The 23,390-nt window shown below is 65.7% G+C and carries 20 protein-coding genes; 8 read left to right on the top strand and 12 right to left on the bottom strand.

What is annotated here, in order from left to right:
• Window positions 1-10: 10 nt before the first annotated feature.
• The 7 genes from rpiB to KF838_13975 all read right to left on the bottom strand — a co-directional run bounded on the left by rpiB (window position 11) and on the right by KF838_13975 (window position 7,318).
• A complete protein-coding gene (gene rpiB / locus KF838_13945; GenBank protein QYK47879.1) occupies window positions 11-475 on the bottom strand; it encodes a ribose 5-phosphate isomerase B in 465 nt (154 codons plus the stop codon).
• Window positions 472-1,647, bottom strand: coding sequence for a Sua5/YciO/YrdC/YwlC family protein (locus tag KF838_13950; protein QYK47880.1), 1,176 nt, complete (start codon window positions 1,645-1,647; stop codon window positions 472-474). The genes rpiB and KF838_13950 overlap by 4 nt, the downstream gene beginning before the upstream one ends.
• An 87-nt stretch (window positions 1,648-1,734) precedes the next feature.
• Window positions 1,735-2,736, bottom strand: coding sequence for a 3'(2'),5'-bisphosphate nucleotidase (locus KF838_13955; GenBank protein ID QYK47881.1), 1,002 nt, complete (start codon window positions 2,734-2,736; stop codon window positions 1,735-1,737).
• Between the two features lie 133 nt (window positions 2,737-2,869).
• Entirely contained in the window at window positions 2,870-3,688 is an 819-nt protein-coding gene (locus tag KF838_13960; protein ID QYK47882.1) for a hypothetical protein, read from the bottom strand.
• A 577-nt stretch (window positions 3,689-4,265) separates the two neighbouring features.
• Entirely contained in the window at window positions 4,266-4,424 is a 159-nt protein-coding gene (locus tag KF838_13965; protein QYK47883.1) for a hypothetical protein, read from the bottom strand.
• 839 nt (window positions 4,425-5,263) lie between these two features.
• Window positions 5,264-6,193 carry a hypothetical protein gene (locus tag KF838_13970; protein QYK47884.1) on the bottom strand — a complete coding sequence of 310 codons (930 nt, stop codon included), beginning with the start codon at window positions 6,191-6,193 and terminating at the stop codon, window positions 5,264-5,266.
• Window positions 6,194-6,694: 501 nt separating this feature from the next.
• Window positions 6,695-7,318, bottom strand: a complete 624-nt coding sequence (locus KF838_13975) for a hypothetical protein (GenBank protein QYK47885.1) — start codon at window positions 7,316-7,318, stop codon at window positions 6,695-6,697.
• A 333-nt stretch (window positions 7,319-7,651) separates the two neighbouring features.
• Between KF838_13975 and plsY the strand changes: the two genes are divergently transcribed.
• Window positions 7,652-8,335 (top strand): glycerol-3-phosphate 1-O-acyltransferase PlsY, encoded by a 684-nt coding sequence (gene plsY, locus KF838_13980; protein ID QYK47886.1) that lies wholly within the window; start codon window positions 7,652-7,654, stop codon window positions 8,333-8,335.
• Window positions 8,336-8,598: 263 nt separating this feature from the next.
• Window positions 8,599-8,901 (top strand): hypothetical protein, encoded by a 303-nt coding sequence (locus tag KF838_13985; protein QYK47887.1) that lies wholly within the window; start codon window positions 8,599-8,601, stop codon window positions 8,899-8,901.
• 250 nt (window positions 8,902-9,151) lie between these two features.
• Here KF838_13985 and KF838_13990 read toward each other — a convergent pair whose 3' ends face one another.
• Together KF838_13990 and KF838_13995 are read right to left on the bottom strand one after the other, a co-directional pair.
• On the bottom strand, window positions 9,152-10,354 hold the full coding sequence (locus KF838_13990; GenBank protein QYK47888.1) for an alkene reductase: 1,203 nt from the start codon (window positions 10,352-10,354) through the stop codon (window positions 9,152-9,154).
• Window positions 10,355-10,467: 113 nt separating this feature from the next.
• On the bottom strand, window positions 10,468-11,094 hold the full coding sequence (locus KF838_13995) for a lamin tail domain-containing protein (protein ID QYK47889.1): 627 nt from the start codon (window positions 11,092-11,094) through the stop codon (window positions 10,468-10,470).
• A gap of 215 nt (window positions 11,095-11,309) precedes the next feature.
• On the opposite strand from KF838_13995, the gene KF838_14000 reads away from it, so the two are divergent.
• Entirely contained in the window at window positions 11,310-12,326 is a 1,017-nt protein-coding gene (locus tag KF838_14000) for a sulfotransferase (protein ID QYK47890.1), read from the top strand.
• A gap of 30 nt (window positions 12,327-12,356) precedes the next feature.
• Here the strand turns inward: KF838_14000 and KF838_14005 are convergent, their stop codons facing one another.
• Window positions 12,357-14,000 carry an FAD-dependent oxidoreductase gene (locus KF838_14005; protein QYK47891.1) on the bottom strand — a complete coding sequence of 548 codons (1,644 nt, stop codon included), beginning with the start codon at window positions 13,998-14,000 and terminating at the stop codon, window positions 12,357-12,359.
• A 535-nt stretch (window positions 14,001-14,535) separates the two neighbouring features.
• Between KF838_14005 and KF838_14010 the strand changes: the two genes are divergently transcribed.
• From KF838_14010 to KF838_14030, 5 genes are all read left to right on the top strand, one after another.
• Window positions 14,536-15,366 (top strand): hypothetical protein, encoded by an 831-nt coding sequence (locus KF838_14010; GenBank protein QYK47892.1) that lies wholly within the window; start codon window positions 14,536-14,538, stop codon window positions 15,364-15,366.
• A gap of 103 nt (window positions 15,367-15,469) precedes the next feature.
• Window positions 15,470-16,099 (top strand): leucyl/phenylalanyl-tRNA--protein transferase, encoded by a 630-nt coding sequence (gene aat, locus KF838_14015; protein ID QYK49842.1) that lies wholly within the window; start codon window positions 15,470-15,472, stop codon window positions 16,097-16,099.
• Window positions 16,100-16,515: 416 nt separating this feature from the next.
• The gene (locus KF838_14020) at window positions 16,516-17,160 is read left to right on the top strand and encodes a hypothetical protein (GenBank protein ID QYK47893.1); all 645 of its coding nucleotides are present in this window, start codon (window positions 16,516-16,518) and stop codon (window positions 17,158-17,160) included.
• A 162-nt stretch (window positions 17,161-17,322) separates the two neighbouring features.
• Window positions 17,323-18,138 (top strand): PEP-CTERM sorting domain-containing protein, encoded by an 816-nt coding sequence (locus KF838_14025; protein QYK47894.1) that lies wholly within the window; start codon window positions 17,323-17,325, stop codon window positions 18,136-18,138.
• Window positions 18,139-18,280: 142 nt separating this feature from the next.
• On the top strand, window positions 18,281-19,441 hold the full coding sequence (locus KF838_14030) for a Nif3-like dinuclear metal center hexameric protein (protein ID QYK47895.1): 1,161 nt from the start codon (window positions 18,281-18,283) through the stop codon (window positions 19,439-19,441).
• A 32-nt stretch (window positions 19,442-19,473) separates the two neighbouring features.
• Here the strand turns inward: KF838_14030 and KF838_14035 are convergent, their stop codons facing one another.
• Together KF838_14035 and KF838_14040 are read right to left on the bottom strand one after the other, a co-directional pair.
• Window positions 19,474-21,951 (bottom strand): ComEC/Rec2 family competence protein, encoded by a 2,478-nt coding sequence (locus KF838_14035; protein QYK47896.1) that lies wholly within the window; start codon window positions 21,949-21,951, stop codon window positions 19,474-19,476.
• A 245-nt stretch (window positions 21,952-22,196) separates the two neighbouring features.
• Window positions 22,197-23,390: a prepilin-type N-terminal cleavage/methylation domain-containing protein gene (locus tag KF838_14040; GenBank protein ID QYK47897.1), complete on the bottom strand. Its 1,194-nt coding sequence runs from the start codon at window positions 23,388-23,390 to the stop codon at window positions 22,197-22,199.

Below are 23,390 nucleotides of genomic sequence, written 5' to 3' on the forward strand. Positions count from 1 at the left end.
CGGGCGGGGCTCACTCTTTGAGCGTTGAGGGGTCTTCTCCGCGTTCGATCATTGCGATCTTGCGGAGGCGTCGCTCGTGGCGGCCTCCCTGGAATGACGAGCCGATGAACGAGTCGACGATTTTTTCCATGATGCGCTGGCCGAGCAGGTCGGCGGAGAGGCAGATGACGTTGGCGTTGTTGTGGGTGCGCGAGAGCTCGGCGGTGAGTTCGTCGTGGACGACGGCGGCGCGGATGCCGGCGACCTTGTTGGCGGCGATGGACATGCCGATGCCGGTGCCGCAGATCAGGATGCCCGCGTCGGCCTTGCCGGAGGAGATGGTGTGTCCGACTTCGTACGCCCTTTCGGGGTAGTCGCACGGTGCGTTGTCGAGCGCGCCGGCGATGGAGACCTCGTGCCCTTCGGTGCGGAGTTTGTCGGCGAGCATCTTTGCGGCGGTGGACCCGCGGTGGTCGGCACCGATGGCGATCTTCATGCGTCATCACTCCGTGGCGCGCGGGGCTCCGCGAACCGTCGCAGGATCATTCGCTCGATCTCGGACGCGACACGGCGATATTCGTCGAGGGGTGAGCCGATGGGGTCGGGGACGTCGCGTCCGTCGGGGTCGAGCACGCGGACCTTGTGTGCCGCGTGGGGGGCGATGGCGACGACAGCGCGGGCGTGGGAGGCGGTCATGGCGTAGATCTCGTCGGCATCGTCGATGAGTTGGCGCGTGAGGGGTCGGGAGCGGTGGGCGGAGAGGTCCAGCCCCATCATGCGTGCGGCTTCGGCGGCTTCTCGCGTGGCGGGTCCGGGTCCGGCGGAGGTGCCGGCGGAGCCGACGATGACGCGGATGGGGCTCGGATCGGCGGTGTCGGCGATGCGCTTGGCGATGGCCTCGGCCATGGGGCTTCGGCAGGTGTTTCCGGTGCAGACAAAGAGCACGTGTCGCTCCATGGCGCGTGCGACATCCCGGGCTCCGGCGGCACCGTCTTCGCTCACGATTACGCCTCCTGCGATGGTCAGTGTCACGGTTGTTGAGGGGAGACGCCGGGCGTCTTCGGATTCGGTGGAGCCGATCCGAGCGAGCCCCGGCTCGCCCCATGTGCGTGCGAGCGCATCGTTGGTGCGTGTGCCGAGCGCCCGCGCGGAGACGGCGACGATCGGGACGCGGGCGGCGGCGAGGAACTCGGCGGCTTCGGGGTGGCGGGGGACGCGGACGGCGAGGGCGGAGCCGACCTCTGCGGCGCCCGCGATGAGGCCGAGCGTGGCGCGGACGCGTGAGAGTTGCTGGGGCGTCATCTCGATGAGGAGACGGAAGGGGCCGGGGAGGAGCGAATCGATGAGGCGGCGGTGGCCGGGCATGAACCCGTCTCCATCGCCGGCCATCGCCTCGCCGATCCGCAGGAGCGAGCCGACATCCGGGAGGTGGAGGGTTGCGCCCAAGGGGCGTGGTTCGGGTGCGGGGTCGATCAGGTGGGCCAGACGCTGGACGGGATCGGGGCGATCGGCCCGGACGCCTGCACCGTGGAGGGTTTCGGTGGGGAAGAAGACAAGGCCGCCTGCGCGGATGGTTTCGGAGGCGTGGGCGAGTGGTGTGCCGCGGGCCGGGTCGGCGCGTGGCTCGCTTCGGGGGTGGCCCGCGCTGGTTGGTGTGCCGTGGCTCACATCATCAGTATGGGAAGAGGGGGGTGGAAGTTCAAGCCGGTGGCTTGGTGGGGGGGTGTGGGGTGGTGGGGGGTTTGTGCGTGTTGATCAGGCCTTGCCGATGCCCAGGTCGCGGATCGCGCCGATCATGAGGCCGTGGACGCGGGGCGGGGCGCAGACGATGCCCTTGTTCTTTTCCAGGCCTCGGCCGTGCGAGAAGTCGAGCGGGTTGCCGTGGATGTCGGTGACGAAGCAGCCGGCCTCGACGGCGACGAGTGCGCCCGCGGCGTGGTCCCAGATGCGCTCGACGTAGCCCTTCTTGGTGGGGAGGCGGAGGTAGGCATCGGACTGGCCCCGCGCGACGACGGCGTACTTGGCCTGGCTGTCGAGTCGGATGGGGCTTGAGGACTCGCCGATGTGGGCGAGGATGCGGTCGGTATCGTCGGCGTTGGAGTGGCCGGATTCGACGGAGGCGCAGACGCGGATGGGCTCGCCCTTGGCGTGGTCGAGGCGCGTGATGCGGCGGGGGTGGGCGGTCGGGTCGTTGGCGGGGACTTCGGAGACACCGTCGCCCCGGAGGGCGAGGTAGATGCAGCCCCTGGGGTCGGGGGTGTCCATGCTGGTGCTGAAGTCCATCGGGAGGTTGGGGCAGCCGAGGGCGCCGACGGTGGGCGCGCCCCGTTCGATGTAGGCGAGGGCGACGGCGTATTGCTGGTTGCGGAGGAATCCCTTGGTGCCGTCGACGGGGTCGAGGGTCCAGTAGCCGGCGTGGTCGGTGTCGCCCCGCCCGATGTCGATGGAAGAGACCAGAGATTCTTCGGTGCACTCGGGCCAGACTTCCTGCACGGCGGCGAGCGTGGCGGCGAGGAGCGTGGCGTCTTCGCGGAGTGAGTTGGATTCTTCCTCGCCGACGAGGATGACCTTGCCGAGTTGCTCGGTGAGGACGTGGGCGACGATGGCTTGGGAGGCGAAGTCGGCGACGGTGACGGGGCTCTTGTCGTCCTTGGTCACGGCCTTGACGGCTTCGAGGTTCTTCTGCACGACGCGGCAGACGAGCGAGGCCTGGGTGACGGCGTGGCGTGCGGCGGCGAGGTACTGGGCTGAGGACATGGGGGCTCCGTTGGCTTTGGGGTGATGGGGCATGGTAGAGGCGCGGGAAGGGGTCACGGAAGCGAAGAACCCACGGATTCAATCCGTGGGTTCTGGGGTGGAGAGTTGATTGGGTGCTATGTGATGTGAGCGGTTAGCGGGCGTTTTTCAGCATGAGGAAGCCGACGACAGCGGCGATGACGCAGACGCCGGCGAGTCCGCCGACGATGGCCATGAAGTTCCCGGCGACGAGGCCGAGGATTGCCGCGCCGCCGCCTGTCATGGCCATGAGGACGACCACGGCGGTGAAGGCGAGTGCGAGGACCATGCCGATGGCCAGACCTGCGGCGAGTCCGGAGCCGGGTCCGTCGATGACTTCGGCGAGGACCATGACGGGTGCTGCTGCTGCTGCGGCGGCGGTGATGTCGGAGGCGGCGGAGGTGGACTCGAAGAGTGCGGCGGCTTCGCCTGTGCCGCCGGGGCTGGTGGAGCCGAGTGCGGTCTCGGCCTGTGTCTCACCTCCGTAGACATCTTCGAGGAGGTCGGCGCCGAGCGAGGTGTCGTCGGCCTCGCGGGTCATGTCGAGGAGGCCGGAGCCGGAGCCGCCCGCGTCGCCGGGGGAGAAGCCGGCGGCGGGTGAGGTGGTGATCTGTGTGGCCGCCATAGGGTCGGCGGAGTCTGTGTCTTCGGTTTCGAAGATGGAGATGCCGGTCTGCTCTTTGGGGTTGTCGAGGGAGAGCGAGGGAGCGGAGCCGGAGGAGGCGAGCGACATGGGCTCGAGATCGTCGGCGAGGGGGATCATCTCATCGTCGTGGTGTCCGGCGAGGAGATCGACCTGATCGACCTTGAACATCATGCGGTCGCGGTCTCGGAACTCCTGGAGCTGGCCGCTCTCGGCCATGGCCTTGACATCATCGGGGCTCTTCCCGAGTTTGGCGGCGGCTTCTTCGAGGGTGTAGAACATTTTGGCCATGGTCGTGGACTCCGGGGCTGGAACGCGCCGTGGGGCGCGTCTGGGGGCCGTTTGTGCCGCGCGGCCCGGGAGGGGGCGCGGGGCAGAGACTTTATCTTACGGCGGTGAGCCCGGCGACGGATCCGTGAAAGGTGAGGGAGAGACCCTGATCTTCCACAGGGTGTCCACAGGGGGAGGGGCAAAGGGGCGGAGGGTGAGGAGCAAAGGGCCAAATAGCACATGGCAAAGGGCCAGACTGTGGGATGGCGACGGGAGGACTGGTTGGAGACGGAGTAGGAGGCACAGGGAGGTAGAGGGGCAGAGGGGGGCGTGGAAAAAGGCAGAGGGCAGTGTTCGGGGACCAATCCGAGCACTGCCCATGCCTTGAAGGAGTCTTGCGGCCCTTTCATCGCACGTGTCGCACGTCGAGTTGAGCGGGTTGCGATGAGTCGGTGAGAATCGGTTGGATGGGTGCGGGCGCGCGGGATTGGGGGATGAATGGACAGGGCAGCGGCCCCGTTGGAGAGGCCGCCGCCCGTGATGCCCGAGGGTACGAAGTCTCGTTCGGGAGGGGTCCCGATCGCGTCTCCTGAGATCTTCAGGGGTACCCAAGCAGTCGAACGATGAACACGTCGGCTTTGTAGGTGAACGACCCGACGGCGACCATCGCTTTGGAGTTGCCCGTTACGTCTTCAATCGCATTCAGAGCGAGCATGGAGAGTCGCGGGGCAAGCAAGAGTGTCAGAGCTACCGACACGCCTGCGAGCGTGGCGACCCACCGCCTTGAGCGGGATCCGCTCGGGCATGTTGCGAGTGAAAGAACGGGTGGGCTGTTGGGAGCGCTGGGGCAAGCTCCACATTCGGGGCACGGATATCGCCTTTGGTCCGGGAGTGGATACATGCAGTGGTCGCACACTGTCTGGGGGTGGTCCGCGGATCGACGTGCTCGATAGCGTGATGCTGTCCGCCGGATCTGCCATGCGACGAGCAGGGCGTGACATACCAGAGCGCCGAGGAGCGACGTGGCGATGAAAGTGGGGCTATCGGTGATAGCGATCACTCGGAAGGTCCGAACCACGGTGGTGTCGCCGCGCATGGGTTCGCACGCGGCGCCCCAGAACATCCACAGCGCATACCACATGACGGGGATCGAAAGACCCATCGCGGCCGATACGACAGTAGATCTGGCGGCTATTGAGAGCACGCCGCCAGATCCGACGCACGCAGAATGGATCAAGCGAGGTCTCCCGCGCCAGCCGTACAGGCCGAAGATGCCGGCATGCAAGAGCAAATGAATCGTGAAGAGCCACGCGGCCACAAGGAGGGTCTGGGAGACCATTCCCGAACCTACCAAAGGTCTCGCTCGCCAGACCGGCGCATCATTGGAAGGGTCTAGCATGCTTCCGCCCATGAGACTGTCGCCAAGAGGGTGGTAGTTCAGGGCTTGGAAGCCGTTGTAGACAGTGCTCCAGGCCGGTTCACTCCTGAGGAGCGTGATGCAGCACCCGGCAATGATCGCCAGAATGGCCGTTGCAAGTCCCGCTCGCAGGAGAGACTTGAAGATCGATGCTGCGGCATCATGTCGAGCGATGTTGTTCAGCATGGGAATGGAGGCCGCGGGAAGACCGTCGCTGGCGCTGGGGGACAGGGCTCATCTGGAAGCACTGTGATGGTGCCGGCCTGTGTGACGGTGCATTGGTAGCCGAGTGCCGCGCACGGATCGCATAGCACGCGGGTCAGTCCAGACTTGGCTACGATCTTCGTCACCGATCTTGAGTAGTTGCAGTGCTTGGCGCTCCCGATGGTGCCGCTGCTCGTCACCCCCCATGCACCGGTGATCACCGTCGTCACAGACTTGCATCCGGAGCAATACGAGGCACAGGTTTCGTTAGTGGTGATCGTGGACCCACCGAAGTGGTCTGTTTCGGCCTCCCAAGTCAATCGATTCAGCATCGCTCGCATGACTGGCACAACGGCATCGAGGGCCTCGCACGCGGATGCGGATCCCGACGCCAATGCCGAGGGCGAGAGTTCCGGAGCGGCAGCATACCCGGACTCGATAAGGGAGAGCATTGATGCGACTGGATCTGGGAGTAGTGGAAGAATCGTGGCCAGAGGATCGCCTTCGATGAGTCCGTTGAAGAGCTCAACGGGCTCAACAGGAAAGTCGATTGGACCGTCACCGACCATCGCTTTCATGGCGTCGTCATTCTGCCAGAGATCTGGGATGGCAGTTGCGCCACGAACGTATGAAACAATCTCCGCCAGTTCGGTGCCGACCCACGTCCACGCAGACCATTCGTTCACGTCCTCACGCGCATACCACACGACACTCAGATTGTCGCCTTGTGCCACGCCCGGCTTCGCGACGGCGAGGAAGCCGACGACCTGAGTCTCGTCGATAGCTGCGAAGAACAGCCAGTCGCCATGGTCGGCGACCCACCCTCGCTCGGTGACAACGTTCTGACCGAATGATAAGAGGGTGACAAATGAGCTGAGTACACACGCACACAGACGATCCAGCATTGTGATGTCCTCCTTACGCAGCAATGGAACCGTGTGTATGAGAACCAGTTTCAAAGCGGATGTCAAGTGAGATTTCGCAACACCATTCCAGAATTTTCTAGCAAGCTCGCAAGGTGCTCGGCCAGAAGTAGTTAGGTCGTGCGGCCACATCGCAGAGCGACCCAGGGTTATCTCGGAACGTTGACTCCGGCGACGCGTGGAGCCGTTTGTTCGTGAAGCAGTGGATTGGCTCGGTATCGGCGAGTCAGATGAGGGCCAGCGAGAAGGGCAGTGTTCGGGGACCAATCCGAGCACTGCCCATGCCTTGAAGGAGTCAAACGCTGAAGGTGTCGGGGCCATTCATCGCACGAGCGGCGGGGTGAGTTGAGCGTGTTGCGATGAGTCGGCGAGAATCGATCGGAAGCGTGCGGATGCGCGCGGTTGTGTGCGAGAATGGAGAGGGCAGCGGCCTCGCTCGGAGACCGCTGCCCGTTGGTGGATCAGGGTGATGGGTGGCTCGGATCAGTTGCGACGGCGACGGGTGGCGACGAGGCCGGCCAGCCCGGCCAGGGCGATCGGGGCGGGGGCGGGGATCACGCCGGGGACCTTGTCGGAGCCGCCGTCGGTGAGGCCTCGGAAGCGGGCGAGGATGCCGGGCGCGTTGGAGGCGTTCAGGAATGACATCTCATTGAGTGACGCGGCGTCGGAGGCGTTGATCTTCCAGACGAAGGTGGCGGTGGCGCCGATTGCGAGGCCGTTTGATGCGGGTCCACCGCCTTCGAATTGGCCGCCGGTGCCCGCACCGCCCTTGAAGGTGCCGTAGGGAGAGCCGTTGACGGTTCCTGTGTTCGTCATCCCGCTGATGGTGCTCGAGATGAGGGAGGTCCATGCGGAACCGTCAACGGTGTCGAATCGGAAGACGATGGCTGTGAGGCGGCCGCCGACTGAGGCGGGGGTGTCGTTGGTGAGGGTGATGGTCAGTTCGCCGACGGAACCGGCGATGTGCTCGTAAACGAGGTTGCCGGAATAGGTTGCGCCGGTCTGTTCCGCGCTGCCCGCGACATCGCCGAAGAAGACATCGGCGGAGGCGAGCCCTGCGGTCGAGGCGATGGCGATGGCGGCGATGGCGTTGCGTGCGTTCCTCATGTGCGTCTCTCCGTGGCTGTAGGGATTGGTTCTGATGCTGGCTACAGCATGCAATAGGAACGGGAGAAGGCCCGGCGCGGGAGGGAGAGAAGGGATCGAAGGTGGTGATCGCGTCGGCGCGAGCCCCAAGGTTCACCCAGAGTGATGTTGCTGGGGCGAGAGGAGGGCGCGATAACCGGCGCGCGGGGGCGGTGTCGAGGCGAGCCGGCACTCGTGGGGTGGGGGAGCGTCCGATACAATCGCGCGACGCGGCTGAGCCACCGGGTGTGGTGATGCGGGTGTGATGGGTTGCTTTGGCGGTCGGGCGATCGAGCGAGAGGACGAGTCTTCGGCATGCTCTGGCTTCTTTATCCTCTGGCCGGGTTCGTGTGCGGCTCGATCCCGTTCGGGCTGTGGATCGCAAGGGCTCGGGGCGTTGATATCCGCGCCCACGGGAGCGGGAACATCGGCGCGACGAACGTGTGGCGGGTTCTCGGGCGCGGGCCGGGGATGCTCTGCTTCACGCTGGATGTGCTGAAGGGGCTTGTGCCGTCGCTGGGCGCGGGGGCGCTTCTGGGGACGTTCGGCCTGGGCGGGTTTCAGGACTTTGGGCCGGGGGATGCGCCTGAGTCGCACGTCTGGCTGCACCTGGGGACGGGTGTGGCGGCGATCCTGGGGCACATGTTTACGCCGCTCGCGGGGTTCAAGGGTGGGAAGGGCGTTGCGACGGCGTTTGGCGCGTTGCTGGGTGTGTGGCCTTTGATGACGTGCGCGGTGCTGCTCGCGCTCGTGGCGTGGATCGTGGTGTTCAGGGTCGGGCGAATGGTGGGGATCGCGTCGGTGATCGCTGCGGTCGTGGTGCCGCTCGGCGTGGTGGGGCTTGGGGTGATCGATGAGTCTCTGAGGTGGAGGGTGCCCCACCTGGTGGTGGCGATGGGGCTTGCGGCGATGGTGGTGTGGAAGCACCGCGGGAACATCAGGCGGACGCTGGCGGGGACCGAGCCGCGCTTTGAGAAGAAGGCGAAGCCGGGTGGGTGAGCGCGGTTGGTGGGTGGTGTGGCGGGGCTTCGCGCCGGATTTGCGCGGGTTCTCGGGCGTTTACCCGGTTCTTTGCAAGTTGTGTTGAGTCGGTGTTGTTAGCCGATAACCGGTGGAGCACGTTGAAGCGGACCTGAAGCCGCGCAAGGTGTGCCGGTTTCGCAACCGTTCGAGGGCATGGATGCTCGATGGGCGGGTGTGGGCGGCAAGCTCCGAGGGCGGAGAGCCGATCATGGCTGGTGCCGCTGGGACAGGAGTGCGACATGCCGAAGTTGCGTCTGATCAAGGACGACCCGAGTTTGCAGGACATCATCCCGTTTCCGACCTCTCTGGCGTCGGGGCTTGAGGGCCCTGTCGGCGGACGTATCGGGGGGCGGATCGGCGAGCGGATTGCTCCGCGTGAGTGGGGTCGTGTGGCGGGGAGAGCCGCGGAGTCTTCTTCGCGTGATCTTGAGCACGAGCTTCTGGGGACGATCGATCGGATGAAGGAGCAGCTCGACGAGTTGTCGGGGATGCTTGATCCGATCCCGCTGTTTCCGCAGGACGACCGGCCGACGGCGGCGTGAGTGAATCGGCTGCTTGAGTCGGAGTGGCGGCGGCGAGAGCCGCCGGAATGAATGCGATGTCAATGACGGGCATGGTCGAGAGACCGTGCCCGGTTTGTTTTTTGGGGGAAGTGACGGAGTGACACAGTGACAGAGTGACGTAGTAGTGAGGACAGGAAGACCGAAAGTCACGGCGTCAGGAAGGCACGAAGAGAAGAGAACGCAGAGGACGCCGAGGTGGCGGAGGAACGCGGAGAAGAGGGGAGTGGATTTACGAAGCGGCGGGGTAGTCGGTGTAGCCCTTGGAGCCGTCGGTGCCGCGGGGCGTGCCGTAGAAGGTGGATTGGTCCCAGGGCGTGAGTTGGGGGGAGAGTGGCGCGTCCTCTGCGTGCTGTTTGCGGGTGGTTCGCGAGTGTGCGGCTAGTCCGATGCGGTGTGTGAGATCGGGGTTTGAGATGAAGGGTCGGCCGAAGCACACGGCGTCGCACCAGCCGCGTGAGATGGAGCGTTCGGCGAGGTCTGCGGAGTAGTCGCCGTTGGCGACGTAGATGGCTCGTGGCGAGGCGGCGCGGAAGGCGTCGGCGATCGGTGGGATGACTTCGGGGATTCTGGGGTCGAGTGCCTGGCGGTTCCAGGTTTCGACGGCGTGGAGGTAAGCGAGGCCGAGCGAGCCGAGTTGGTGTGCGAGTTCGGTGAAGGTCTCGCGGGGGTTGTCGTCGCGGGCGTCGTGATGGTCGCTGAGGGGGCTGATGCGATAGCCGACGCGATCGGCGCCCCAGACGGCGCAGACGGCTTCGGCGACGGCGATGGGGAAACGGAGCCGGTTGGCGAGCGAGCCGCCGTAGATATCGGTGCGGAGGTTCATGCCGCTGCGGGTGAACTGGTCGAGGAGGTAGGTGTTGGCGCCGTGGATCTCGACGCCGTCGAAGCCCGCGTCTTTGGCGCGTTGCGCGGCGGCGCGGAACTCTTCGACGATCTCGGGGATCTCTTCGGTGCGGAGGGCGCGGGGGGCGCTGGCCTCGACGCGGTTCATATCGGCGTCGATGTAGGTCTTGGAGCGGCTGGGGACATCGGTGGGGCCGAGGGGGGGCTCATTGTTGGGTTGGAGCGCGCTGTGACTGACGCGTCCGACGTGCCAGAGCTGGCAGACGATGAGGCCGTTGGCTGCGTGGACGGCGTTTGTGACGAGGCGCCAGCCGCGGACTTGTTCGTCGGTGTGGATGCCGGGAGTTGCGTAGTAGCCGTGGGCGCGTGGGGAGATGGGCGTTGCTTCGCTGATGATGAGGCCTGCGCCGCGGAGGCCGCCCAGACCCGCGGCACGCTGGGTGTAGTAAGTGGCGTTGAGTTCGTGCGGGATGTTGCCGGGCATGTGGGCGCGGGATCGTGTGAGCGGTGCCATCCAGACGCGGTTGGGTGTGTCGAGCGCGCCGGCGCGGATGGGTGTGAGGAGCTTGATGTCCGAGGGGTTGGGCATGGTGCGAGTCTATGAGCCGCGCAACGAACACGGGCCGGGATTTCTCCCGGCCCGCGTGGGGTTCTCTCTCTCACTCCACCGGCGTGTGGCCGGAGGAATCGTGCTCGATGCGATCAGCGGCGGCGGCGGCCCGCGGCGAGGGTGGCCAGGCCGGCGAGGGCGAGTGCGCCCGGGGCGGGGATGTAGTAGAAGCCGGGGTTGCCGAAGGTGCCGGCGTTGGAGAAGTAGGAGTTGAAGAGGTCGCCGGGTGCTGAGAAGAACCAGGCGGCGACGTTGTTGGTGCCGAGGTCGGCGAGGAAGGCGTTGCCGCTGGTGCCCTGGGTGCGGATGGTGCCGGGGGCGAAGACGGAGTCGCCGTAGGTGAGGCGGTCGACGAGGGTGTTGGAGGCGTCGTAGATGTTGATCTCGTCGTTGCGGCCGAGGTTGTTGGTATAGCCGCCGAGGACCTTGACGGAGGCGGAGAGGCCCCAGTTGGTGCGGAATGCATCGGCGGAGACTTCGGTGAAGATCACGCTCTCGCCGGGGGCGACGGTGCCGAAGCCGGAGAGGTCGAAGACGCCGGGGAGGCGGCTGTCGTCGTCGTAGGACCAGCCGGTGAGATCGATCGGGGCGGCGCCGACGTTGGTGAGTTCAACGAACTCGCCGCCGGTGCCGTCGTACATCCACTCGGTGATGCGGATGTCGGCTGAGGCGATCGCCGCGGCTCCGGCGGCGATGATGATGGCGATGGTGCTCTTCATGTCTATGTCTCCGTTTCTCTCTCGTGTGTGGAACGAATCCGTGCCGGTCGGTGTCACGCACGCCGCTCTCGGCAAGGGGCATCAGTCAAGCATGCCAGCGTGGACGGAGTGTCAAGACGGCGCGAAGTCGGAGGGGGATTTGCGCACTCTTGACACGATGCTGACGCATCGCTTGCGATCCGGTTTCCCAGTTTGAAGCGGCTCTATGCTTGGGGATGGGCACGAGCGATGAGGAGGGCGTGAAGGGCGTGAAGGGCGTGAAGGGCGTGGGGGGCGTGGGGGGCGGGCGGCATCGTGTCGCGCCGGACGCAATGTTCTTCTTCATCGCGGGGAGTTATCGCAGCGGGACGACGTGGCTGCGTGACATGCTCAACGCGCACCCGGAGGCGTTCGTGCTCGACGAGGGGTGGATGCTGAATGACAAGGGGCACGGCGCGGAGCACTGGGTGGATCGCGACGCGATCGCGCGCTGGCGCGACACCGGCCACAACGCGTGGGCCGAGCGGATCGGTGATGCGGAAGAGGTGGCGCGGGTTGCGACGAGGGGCGCGGTCGAGGGTGTGATGCGGGCGGCGGCAGCGACAGCGCACGAGGGGAAGCGCGTCCGCGCGATCGGCGACAAGACGACGTTTTACTATTGTGATCGAGTGGATGCGCTGCATCGGTTGTTCCCCGATGCGAGGTTCGTTCACGCGCTGCGCGACGGGCGCGACGTGGCGGTGTCGCACTGCTTCTATCTGTTCAAGTTCCGGAGCAGGGAGGGGCCTTCGCAGTTTGAGGTGCTGCCGGCGGGGGCACGCGAGCACATGGAGCGTGCGTATCGGTTCCATGCGCTGGGCGAGGGTGAGCGCGTGGCGCTGTTCTGCGAGGAGTCGCTGAGGTACTTCGCGGGCGTGTGGGGCGCGTGCGTGCGCGGCGCGGCGAGGGCGCGGACGCTCTATCAGGAGCGGTTCATCGAGGTTCGCTACGAGCGCGTGCTGGAGCGGACGGCGGAGGAGCTCGCGCGGGTGCTGGGCTTCCTCGGGCTGGATGCGCGGGGTGAGCTGGTGGCGCAGATCGTTGAGCGGCACAGGTTTGAGGCGAGGACCAAGCGCGAGCGTGGTGAAGCGGACCCTCTGGCCAAGACGCGCAAGGGGATCGCGGGGGATTGGCGGACGTATTTCAGCGCGGAGGATGAGCGCGTGTGGATGGATGCCGCGGGGGAGGCGATGCGCGAGGCGGGGTATGTGTAGGTGAAGTGCGGCGAGTGGCGTGCGCGTGAATCACCCGCCCCCGACGCCGAGTTCTTCTTCGGAGTGGTCGGCGTCGGCCTTGGGGGACTTGGAGACGTTGGCCTTGACGACGATCTCCGGCTGCGACGCATTGGAGCAGTTCTGGCCGTTCTGGGCGGCGTGTGGCGCGGCGGTGAGCTTCTTCTCGCCGGAGCCGGCGAGTGAGCTGCGCTCGTGTGTCGCGGCTTCGCGCCCGTCCTCCGTCGTCGCGTAGACGATGCCTGTGGTCACTTCGGCTTCGCCGAGGATGAGTCGGTTGACGACTTCGACGCCTTGCATGAGGGTGTGGTCGGTATTGGAGACTTCGTATTTCCAGAGGCCGAAGCGGCCTCGTGAGTAGATGGCGCGGGATTCGAGCCAGGGGATCACGACGCTCAAGATCTCGTCGCGCTCGACGCTGGGCGTGGGGTACGAGTAGTCGGCGTGGTAGACCCAGGTGCTGACGATGTCGTTGCGTTCGCCGGGCGCCAGCAGGCCTGCGTTCTCGAGGCCGGTGATCGTGTCCTCGATGATTCGGGAGCCATCGACGGGCTTGGCGTCGGATTGGCTGGTTTCGCAGAGGAGCGAGTAGTGCGAGCCGTTGCGTCGGCCCGTCGCGTCGGTGGTGTATGGCTCTGGGGTCATGTAGGGGGAGTAGTTGGAGAGGTAGGTGACGCGATAGAAGGGGCAGTTGGATTCGGGGAAGTACATCCAGGACTTGGTGGAGGGGCAGGGTCGTTTGATGCCGATGCCGACCATGTAGCCGCTGGAGTGGAGGAGTCGCTGTGATTCGTCGCGGACGTTCGCGGGCACGTTGCCCTTCAGGATGTCCTTGCAGAGGACGTCGACGGGCATGGCGCTGATGAGCGTGTCGTACTTCTCCTGCGAGCCGTCGGTGAGCGTGATGAGCTTGGCGTCAACGTCGATGGAGGCGACGGCGGCGTTGAGTCTGATCTTGTCTTTCACGCGCTCGCCGATGCGCCGGTAGAACTCGCCTGTTCCCCCCTTGAGCGGGAACTTGAACTTGTTGTTGGGTCCCCAGCCGTAGTCGTCTTTCTCAAGGACGATGTTGCGGATAGCGCGGTCGACATCGAGCACGGCGACGCGCTCACCGATCCACTGCTTGTTCATGCGCTCCGGGGGATAGGCCCAGACCTTGAAGTTGTACGGGCGCATAAAGTGCTTGGCGATTCCCTCACCGAAGACGGCGTCGATGAACTCGCCGAAGTTGGTCGCCTCGGTGTGGCTCTTGAACTTGCCCTTGCCGGACTGGGCCTGTACGAGCCCGACGAGGCACTCGCACGCGGCTTCCCTGGGCAGGTAGCGGATGTTGTTCTGGAAGGGGTACGGGACCCAGGTGTCGAACATGCGGACCCAGGACTCGCGGTCGTTGAGCGTGAAGTCGTCCCCCATGACCTTCTCGAAGAGGCGGTCGTAGTAGGGGTAGTGGCTGAACATGACGTGGCCGCCGATGTCCCATGTGAAGCCCTTCTCGTCGGTGAACGACGAGGCGAGGCCTCCGATGTAGGGGTGGCGTTCGAGAACGATGAAGTTCTCGTGTCCGAGTTCACGGAGTCGGTACGCGGCACCGAGTCCTGTGGGGCCAGCACCGATGATGACGACCCGTCCCGGGCCTCCGGCTGAACGTCGATCCATGACTGCTCCGCAGTATGGGGGAGATCGGGTGGCCTCGGTCCTGGCAGACCTTCGCCGGCCCCTCTGATACTCGCCCCTGACCTCGTCCGTGGTGTCGGACAGTGTGTAGGTTAGCGCGGTCGTTGGCGAACGGGCGGGGCGATGGAACGAGCGGTATCCAGTCCTCAGCCGCGGGAGGCATTTTGAAGAATACCGTTCATAACCCAACCTGCCTATCCATTTTCGCGTGGTTCGGTGTTCTGTACCCAATCGGTGCCACACGAGCATACACCAGCAGCGGTATGTGGCTATTGTGGTGCGGCTGCATCGGAGAACGCCCTCTTGGGCGGCGGTTGGACCTGAAAGAGGTGTCCGATCGTTGCGGGTCTGGTCATGGGATGACGCGATCTGGGATAGCGGCCACAAAAAAGACCGCATCAGCATCCACCTTAAAATGGGGGAATGTATGCATATCCCGACCGGATCATCCGCTTTCTCCACGGTTCCAGGCACACTGAACGCATCGCATTACACCATGACGCCATCAGATATTTCCATGAACGCGTACAGCCGTGTTGCCTCGTATGTCGCGACGCTTTGCGAGTTGCCAGCGGTTGCGACTCCGGACTGGTGCCAGCGTGTTGCTTCGGCTGCGGCTGGCCTCTGCCCCGGCTCTCGGGCAGGCGCGATCGTCGCGATGGTGGAGCCGAGCGGGCGGATCGTGGCCTCTGAGACGAGCGGCTACGCGGCCTGTCCGACGCACGCGATCAATATTCGTTCAAACGAAGAGGTCTCGGCGCGGTCGCGGATGGAGCGGCTGGCATCGATCGGGTTCAGCCCCGGCGAGCATGCCGCGTCCGGGCATGTGAGCGGGCGTCTGAGCGCTCTGCCGGTTTCTGAGGTGACGCGAGCCCCGCTGCCGACGGATGCGCTGGATGCGCCCGCCTCGCGCGTGGTGGTTTCGTTCATCCATCTGCCCGGTGCCGCGCCAGGGTGTTCGTTGGTGCTGTTTGTGGCGGTTCCGGAGTCCGGGGCGTCGAGCATCGATGAGATCGCGCACGCGCTCGACGCGGGTGCGCCGATTCTGGCTCGCCGGGCCTCGATGGCGCTCGGGAACGCGCCGTGCGAGAGTGCGCCGTGGCTCACCGCTCGTGAGCAGGAGGTGCTCGAGCAGTTGATCCTGGGGCGGTCGGTCAAGCAGATCGCGGGTGTTCTCGGCAGGAGCCCCCACACGGTTCATGACCATGTGAAGTCGCTCCATCGCAAGTTGAACGCTTCGACGCGAGGCGGACTTGTCGCTCGCGCGCTGGGTCGGCCCGACCCCGGGCCGGAGAGCCCGGAGGATGCGCCGAAGCCCCAGTCCGTGAAGGGCACGCCCGCGGCGTGAGTCGCCGCCGACTCTGAGTTCGGGGCTTTCCGCGAGGTGCTCGCTACGCTCATGCGCTGTGGAACCGAAGCGCGCAGAGCGTGAGAGGAGCGATGCGGTCGCGATGCTGCGTGATCTCTATCGGCGCGGCATGTTTCTGATGGCCGACGAGGAACGTGGGGAGATCAACGCGTATGAGGCGGATCCCCGGGCGATTGTGCCGCTGCGTGAGGAGGAGGGTCTGCGGATCCCTCGTTCGCTGCGTCAGCGTGTGCGTTCCGGCCGGTTTCGTATCACGAGCGACGTGTGCTTCGGTCGGGTGATCGAGGCGTGCGCGGAGGAGCGTGAGGGTGGGACGTGGATCTCTCCGCCTCTTGCTGCGTTGTATACCGCGCTGCATGTGAGCGGCGAGCGTGACGGCGTTCACGCGCACTCGGTGGAAGCGTGGGTGGATGGGCCTGAGGGGGCGTTGCTTGTGGGTGGGTTGTACGGGGTCGCCGTCGGGGCTGTCTTCTGCGGTGAGTCGATGTTCTCGAGGCCGGGTGAGGGTGGAACGGATGCCTCGAAGGTGTGTCTGGTCCATCTGATCCGCCATCTGAACGAGCGCGGGTTTGAGCTGCTGGATTCGCAGATCTGGAATCCGCACCTGGCACGATTCGGGGCACGGGAGATCCCGGCGTCGGCGTATCGCGCACGGCTTGGCGAGTTGCGCGATCGCACGGTGGGATGGGGTTCATTCGCGCAAGGCCTTTGATCACGGGTCGAGCCGGCTGGGCGCGAGCTCAGGCGAAGCGGTTTCATCGTCCCATAACTTGCGTGACAGGTAGGGGATCCCTATTCTGTCGCCGCGTTCGGCGGCATGTGCCGCGGATTGAGGTCTCGGCGATGGAGCGCACGGGACGGTGGCGCAGCGGGTCTGGTTGTGCCCGTTGGTGCTGTCGGCGCGAGATGGAACTGGCGGAGCCAGCAAGAGATGGGGTCAATTCACGGAATCGGACCTTTGTCGGCAGGATTTGCGGTTTGGCGCGGCCATATGGGTGGCCAAACTCAAACCGTGAGGCACACTACGTTCGGTGCGTCCGCTGAAAGCGATTGGATCGGGCTGTGTACGCTCGGTTCGACGGGTATCGGTGTGTCGCCAATCCCTGGCCTCGGGGAGTTGTACCGGCGATGAGCGCGATCACCCGACAAACCGATCTGCTCTTTGCCGTCACGGACTGGGAGCCGTCCGTCACGCAGTTGATGGATGAGTCCCATCTGGTGGCGTGGTCGGACGCGCCGCGCCGGCGAAGTCAGTTCGCAGCCGCGCTCGGGCAGTTCCTCGGAAGCATGCGGGACACTGAAGTTTGCCCGCTGATGGGCGAGCACATCACGGATCTCGATTCTTTCTGCGATCAGCTGGAGCGGCTTGTTCCCGGTCCGACGCTGGAGCGGAAGATCGACGGTTCTCGGGGTGTGACGGCGCTCCTCCGGCATCGGCACACGCTGCGTGGGCGTCCGGCCTCGAAGTTTCGCTACTACATATGGAACGATGCGGACGCGCTTCTGAAGCGCAACCACCGCTTGTTCGGGCGTCTGGTTGATGCGATGGCGGGGGTTGCCGCGGAGTCAGAGTATGCCAGCGACGATCTGTTGCTGATCCATCGGGTGGTTCTGGTGGGGGGGCCGGCGATGGACATGTACGCGGAGGACCCTTCGGGCCAGTGCCGCACATGGTTCAGCGAGCACGACGCGGAGCCGTTCTGGCGGATCGTGACGGGGCTTGAGGCGCCGGCGTTCATGCGGTATCAGATCGACCTGCTGGCGCGGGAGTGATCGGGTCGGCGGTTCGGTGTTGGAAAGAGTGGTTGGCGCTTCCCGGCCCGTGCGTTGCGATGCACGGGCTGTTTTTATTGCGTCGGGGTGAGAGATTGGGGTGCGGGACGCGAACTCCTTCTGTGGCCGCGTGATGGAGTGTCTTTACCCAGGAGGCTGACAATGAGATCTCGATCACTTGCTCTGTTCGTCGCGTTTTTCGGTTTGTCGCCCTTGCTCGCATCGGCACAGGGCACGCTGTTATGGACCGACAACAGAACGGGGGCGGGGGTGCGGTACTCAGCGGGCGGTCCGTACACGGACAGATGGGGCTTGACCCCGGACACTTTCCGGGGCACGAACTATTCCGCGATTCAGGACCACTGGATGTGGGATGACGGCTTTGAGGCGAGGGGTTTCGCTCATCTGGGGGCGACATATCTCCCATCGAGTCCGGGCCTCGGCGGTCCGTTCAGTGGCGCGATCCTCGACGCATGCACTTCTGCGGAGGTCTTTGCGTCGGATATCGGCAGCGGGGTCACGCAGCACGACTTTGAAGTGGCGTGGGGCTGGGCCAACGGGCATATCGAGTTTTCTATCTCTCGGCCGATGAACTGGTCCTGGATCGGCGGGTGGCAGGGGAACACCTACAACACGGGCGCGTACAACGAGGTCTCCGCGATTCATGAGTTGATCGATCTCGGGACGGGCTTCGCTTATGTCAATGAGGCGCGTGCTTCGATCAACGGATCCGGCGACTGGGTCGAATACTTCAGCAGGAGCGGCACGATCCCGGCCGGAACGTACCGCCTCACGTGGTCGCATGAGTCGCTGGTTGCGGGCGGCTATACGGTCTTCGGCTTCTACTCGACCGCCTTCGGCGGTGCTCCGCTGGTTTCGTGCATCAACAGCGAGTTCCGGATCTGGGATGTTCCCGCGCCGAGTTCGCTGGCGTTGCTGGGCGCGGCCGGGTGTGTTGCGGCGCGACGCAGGCGCTGATGGTTTGGGCGTCCGGATCATCGTTTGAAGCCCTTCTGACCGCCCCGGCATTGCTCCATTCGTGGGGATGTCGGGGCGGTTCGTTCGGCTCCGATGGCTCCGCGGTTTCCCTACGATCGGGGACACCGACCGGAGAACAACGATGCTCGTGCAGGACCTGATCGATGCGCTGGAGAGGATTGCCCCGCTGTCGAATGCCGAGCCGTGGGACAAGGTGGGGCTGATGGTGGGCTCGCCGCGTGAGGCGCTGCGCGGGCCGGTGTTGTTCTGCATCGATCTGACCGAGAAGGTGATGGACGAGGCGATGGGGATGGGGGCGGGCGCGATCATCGCGTACCACCCGCCGATCTGGAAGCCCCTGGAGCGGATCACCGACGAGACGCCGAAGGGGCGTGTGATTCTTCGTGCGGCGGGGGCGGGGATCGCGATCTATTCGCCGCACACGTCGCTGGATGCCGCGCCGGGCGGGCTGACGGATTGGTTGTGCGAGGGGTTGAGCGGGAATGTGGGTGCGAAGGACGGGGAGGGCGTGATCCACGGCGACTCGAGGGCGTTGACGCCTCGCTCGGTGCCGAGCGAGACGCAGGAGATGAAGATCGTGACGTTCGTGCCCGCGGGCGATGCGATGGAGAAGCTGCGGAACGCGATGGCATCAGCCGGTGCGGGGATCATCGGGAACTACCGCGTCTGTTCGTTCGGCGCGGAGGGTGTGGGGACGTTTCTGGGGGGCGAGGGCTCGAAGCCGGTGATCGGCGAGCCGGGGCGGCTGGAGAGCGTGCGCGAGGTGCGGCTTGAGATGGTCTGCTCGCGGAGCGCGGTGCCGCTGGTGGTGGAGACGCTGCGGTCGTTCCATCCGTATGAGACGCCCGCGATCGATGTGTACGAGTTGACGGGTGTGCCCGAGCGTCATGTCGGCGTCGGTCGTCGGCTTGTGCTCGATCGTCCGGCGACGATCGCGGAGCTGGGTGATCGGCTGCGCGGGCATCTTGATCGTGTGCGTCTGCGGATGGCGCTGGTGGAGAGCGACAAGCCGCTGACGCACGTGGGCGTGGTGGCGGGGGCGGGCGCGGAACTGGCGATGACCGCTGTGCGTGAGGGGTGCGAGGTGTTTGTGACGGGCGAGATGAAGCACCACGAGGTGGTGGAGATGCTCAACGCCGGGTGCAGCGTGCTGCTGGCGGGCCACACGAACACGGAGCGCGGGTATCTCAAGCGACTGGCGAAGCGGTTGACTGCGGCCCTGCCGGGGCTGGCGACGCACTGCTCGACGGCGGATCGGGATATTCTGGTCGCGGTGCCGTGATTGAACGAGCGGTCCGCGTGCGACGGGCGGACTTATCGTGTGCGAGCGCGTGCCTCGGCGTTCGTTCCTGATCTTGTCGCGCCGTTCACGAGTGATTCGCTCCATATCCAGCCATCGGTGGCGGTGACGCCCCACGATCGTCCTTCGTCGAGCCAGATGCCGCGCCAGTGCTGCATGCGCGGGTCGGCGGATCTTCTCTGTCCGGTTGATTGGTGGACGCTTTCGGGCTCGGTGTGAAAGAGAAGATCGACGGCCTCGCGGATCGCGCTGCCGTGGTGGGGCATTTCGAGCACGCGGGCTCGCAGCCCGGGGTGCGAGGCGATGATGCGTGTGATCGCCTCTTGTTGGATGTCGCCGGTCAGGAGGAGCGACGCGGGCGCTTCGGCCTTCAGGGGAGTGGGGGGTGTGGAGGGCGGGTGGAACGGGTGGACGACTGCGACGAGTGAGCGTTCGTTCGGTTCTCTGGAGGTGAAGCCATCTTCGGGCCAGATGAAGTGCACGATTGAGTCTCCGAGGGTGAGGGAATCGCCGGCGCTGATACGACGGATCGCCACGCCTCGGCGTTCGAGCTCGGCGAGGGTGCGGGCGATCTGGCCTCGTGGTGATGCGTCGGCGTGCTCGATGGTTGCGTCACCGATGAGGAGGGTGCGGAGCCCCATGGTCCGCGCGGCATCCACGAGCCCGTTGGCGTGATCGATGTTCGGGTGGGTGAGGATGGCGAGGGGGATGCGCGTGATGCCGAGTGCGCGGGCGGCGCGGGGGAGCGTGCGTGATCCGATGTCCGAGCGGGAGAGAGAGCCACAGTCCCAGAGCAGGGCGTCGCGTCCGGAGCGGACGATGTGGCACGAGCCGTCTCCGACGGCGAGCGAGTCGAGGCGGAGGACGACGCCGCGCGGGAGCGTGGATGTGGTTCGGAGTTCGAGACCGGTCCAGGCGATCAGGAGCAGGGTGGCGATCCAGTGGCGGGTGCTTCGCCAGCGGCCCGAGGCGCACCACCAGAGCGCGAGGGCGGCCGCTGCTCCGGCGAGCGGGATGGAGATCGGCGCGATGCGAACGAGCGAGAAGGGTGATTCGTCGAACCAGATGACCACGTCGGTGATCCACCCTCCGAGCGAGTCGATGATGCCGCCGAGGGTGTGCCCGAGCGACGGCGAGAGCAGCCCAGCCATGACGGCGAGGAAGCCGATCCACATGAGGATGATGCACATCGGCACGACGATGAGCGTGGCGGGAACCGCGAGCAGACTGATGTTGCCGGTGTGCCACGCGATGATCGGGAGCCCGACGAGCCAGCAGAGCAGAGAGGCCGATACGAGCGACTTTGCGCCTTCGAGCAGGCGGCCGGGGATCGTGGGGTCGGGGGTGGTGACGGTGCCTTTCAGGCGCGGGCCCCAGAGCCGATCGTGAGTCGATGTGCCGAGCCAGAGCAGGGTTGCCGTCAGGCCAACCGAGAGCTGGAAGCCGAGTGAGAACGCGTCCGCGGGTCTCCAGAGGGCCAGGGCGCACGCGATCCAGCCGAGCAGCGCGAGGCGATCGTGGCGTCGTCCGAGCGCGTCGGCGAGCAGGAAGCAGATCGCCATCGCCCCGGCGCGGAGGATCGGCGCTTCGGCGGGGACCACCATGAGATAGAACACGACGAGTGCGGCGACGCAGAGCGGCTCGAGCGGGCCTCTGTCGCCCAGGGTGCGGAGCGCGAGCGTGATCGACCAGACGAGCACGACGAGGTGGAAGCCGGAGATGGCCAGCACGTGCGAGAGGCCGACGCGCGTGAAGGCATCTCGGGCTGGCTCGAGCGCGGTCTCGTCTTCTCCGAGCAGGAGCGAGCGCGTCAGGGCGAGCCCTTGCGAAGGGCTCTCGTCTTCGTCTTTGGATGGCGTCAGCGCGGCGAGCGAGCGGGCTCTGAGGCGTGATGCGAGGTGCGCGAGACTATCCCGCGGCGTCGGTGTGTGCGCGATGTGCTGGACGAGTGTGGGCGTGGTCTCGATGCTGCCGAGGCGTCGGTCTTGCGCGGCGCGGATGCGGGCGTCGGGCTCGCCGGGGTTCAGAGGTCCCTGGAGCGGGATCCAGCGACCTTGGACCTCGACGGTATCGCCCATGCGCAGCGATTCGAGGCGACCCGTGACGCGGACACGAACGGAGCCGCCATCGGTGCGGAGCGTGAAGAACTGGCGGAGGGCGGGACCGAAGGAGATGGGGCCGCGTGGATCGATGAGGCGAGGTTCATCGGCGACGGTGCCGCGGACGATACGGAGTTCGGTTGTCTCGTCGCTGGTGCTCGCGAGGTGGGCGTTGATGCGAAGGGTCCACCATGAGGCACCGAGTGTGAGGGCCGCGATGATGACGGATGAGGCGTATGCGCGGCGCTTGATGAAGCATGAAGCGAAGGCGAGCAGCGCGGCGAGGATCAGCCAGGGGGTGGGATCTGTGAGGCCGAGAGTGCGTGCCAGCGCGAACCCGCAGATGAGGCAGGCGAGCGCGGTCCAGGCACGGGCAGCAGCGTCCCATCGCATGACAGGTGCCAGCGTGGCACAAAGGGCCGGGGACGTCAAGCCGGCCGTTCAATCTGTGAGGGTGATCGGGACGGGGGGATCGGTTTAGAGCAGTTTCAGTCCATTCGTAGCGTCCGGAGCTGGCTGCGACTTCGCGTGGCATTGTCGGCCTGTATCGGCGTATCACTGGGGATACGCCTGCTTCGGCCTCCGCGCCACGCTTGTCTCGCCGACGCTCCAGCCGCTACGCCTGAACTTCAACCGCTCTAGTTGCCGCCGGAGACGACGATGTCGTCGAAGTCGTCGAGCACGTCGATGGTTGTGGGTGTGCCCTTGCCGTCGAGGAGGTCCGCGCCGCTGCGGTTCTTGAAGTTGAGGCCGTAGGCGAGGCGCTTGGCGGTTCCGGAGGTGATGGCGTGCTTCGCGCCGGAGTCTTTCACGCCGAGGTAGACGCCATCCACGCCTGCGGAGTGGACGATGAACCGGCCTCTGGCGGCGGTGGGTCGGATGTTGGCCACGGTCTTGGATCGGTCGTCCGGGTAGCCGGGATGGCCGAGGAGGCCGTTGAGCGTTGAGATGCGATCGGCGTCGGAGAGCGGTGTGCCGACACCGCCGCCCAGCATGCTCTCGACGGGCATGTTGACGAACTTGGGACCGACGGCGTTTGCGGAGAGGAAGGCGGAGTTTGAGTTCCAATAGAAGCGGGCGCGCGGGCCTGTGCCTGGGGCCGGGCCGGAACTCATCCGCGCGAAATCGGTCTCAGCTGCGATGGGTTGGGTGGCGGTATCGTCCATGACCCAGGCGAGGATCGGGGTGCCGAAGGCGTCGATGAGATCGGGGAGCTGGCGCCGCGCGGCTGAGGAGACGTCAGAGTGCGGCGGGGCGGAGTTCTGGGCCTGGCGGTCGCTGCCTCGTGAGAACTGGGGCTGGTAGAACTTGTTGTCAGGGACGAAGTATGGGGCGAAGCCGTTGGTTGATACCCCGATCTTGGAGGTGTCAACGTCGACGCGCTCGGGTACGGAGCGAAGCGGGCCGACGCGCTCGGCCAGGTTCTCAGGGAGGACGGACGGCGGGGGCGCGCTGCCGCCACCACCGCCGCTCGATCCCGCTGTGGAGCGCGGGACGACGCCTCCCGCGAGGTCGAGCATGACGTTCTCCATGGAGGACATGCCCCTGCCGCTTCCGGTGCCGGCGAACTGGTCGTTGTTTCCCATTTCCGTGGGTGAGAAGTATCCCGGGAGGCGTCGCTGGTCCTGCTCGAAGCGAGAGACCGCGCTGAGGAGTTGCTGGATGAGGTTCTGGGTGGCGGTCTTGCGCGCGACGTTGCGTGCTCCGCCGAGGGCGGGGAGCAGGATCGCGGAGATGATGACGATGATGAGGATGACGACGATGAGTTCGATGATGGTGAACGCGCGACGCGGGGCGTAGGCGGACTTCACACGCGAGATGCACTGAGCCAT

This window comes from Phycisphaeraceae bacterium, assembly GCA_019454185.1.
Taxonomy (GTDB): Bacteria; Planctomycetota; Phycisphaerae; order Phycisphaerales; family UBA1924; genus JAHBWV01.